Origin of the sequence: Microcystis sp. LEGE 00066, assembly GCF_015207925.1 — a bacterium.
Classification (GTDB): domain Bacteria; phylum Cyanobacteriota; class Cyanobacteriia; order Cyanobacteriales; family Microcystaceae; genus Microcystis; species Microcystis ichthyoblabe_A.
On the sequence record NZ_JADEVX010000383.1, the window covers coordinates 1 to 1,032 of the forward strand.

The following is a 1,032-nucleotide window of genomic DNA, read 5'->3' on the forward strand; positions in this document are numbered from 1 at the left end:
ATACCCAATTACGAACTCTATCAATCACAAGGGATTTGCATCGGTTCTGGAAGTGTAGAGTCAAAGATTAAGCAAATAGGTGCAAGAATGAAAATTGTGGGAGCACAATGGAAAGCAGAGAATGTTCCTCAGTATTTGAAGCTACGTTGTGCTTATCTCAACGGCGATATTGCCTGAGTATTTTTACTCATTGCAAAACTGGGATGCTCCCGAGTACCTACGCCTAAAAGTAGCTGAAATCTATACAGGGAGACACTTACGGCACAAACAAGTTAATATCAAAAGATAGACAATCGAGTTAAGATTTGATATATACTTTAGATGTTCATAATCTGAGATTTATTAAACTTCTGAAATCGTAGAGTCAGCAAGGAATCCAGTTCTTTTTTATGTTTCAGATGGGCATCATTCAGACATTCATAAATAGCTGAAGAAAAGTCAGAAAAGTTTTCATAATATTTACCATGTAAACATTTCTTTTTGACAAATTTCCACAGCCTTTCAATTAAATTTAGATTAGGCGAATAAGACGGCAGATAGAGTAGCTCTATTGACAAAGAAAGAGCCAATTCTTCAACAATTTTACATTTCTGATAGCGGGCATTATCTAAGACTAGAGTGATGGGAATCATTAGTCCTAAAGCAGCTATTTTTTCAAGAAGTTCACAGACTTGAGTTGCCGTAATATAAGTGTCATTAGTAACTAGAATCACTTCATGAGTTATTGCATTTAATGCTCCTAAAACATTGAAGCGTTTACGCCCGCTCGGTGACTTAACAAAAAGTCTCTCAAAACACCAAACAAAACCGAGAAATGCTCCCATGACGAAGTGAGCGGCATCAACAAAAAAAACAGCCCTTTTTCCTTCTTTAGCCTCATTTAGTCTGGGTTCTAGCTTTTTTTGTTTGTAGTCTTCTTGTTCATCTGGGTCAGCTTTAGAAGGAAGAGAACCTATTTTTAAACATTTCATTCCCAAGGATTTTAAGAATTTCCTCACTTGGGTAGGACTTCGTTTTATCCCTGTCAATTCT

Annotated in this window: 1 protein-coding gene and 1 pseudogene; one reads left to right on the plus strand and one right to left on the minus strand. The window is 36.4% G+C overall.

All coding sequences use genetic code 11. The features are described from left to right. Positions 1-177, plus strand: a pseudogene (locus tag IQ224_RS23685) (ISKra4 family transposase); the annotation flags it as partial. A 140-nt stretch (positions 178-317) separates the two neighbouring features. On the opposite strand, the gene IQ224_RS23690 reads toward IQ224_RS23685, so the two are convergent. After that, positions 318-1,032: IS630 family transposase (locus IQ224_RS23690; protein WP_194033280.1), on the minus strand; the 715-nt coding region annotated here is incomplete at its 5' end.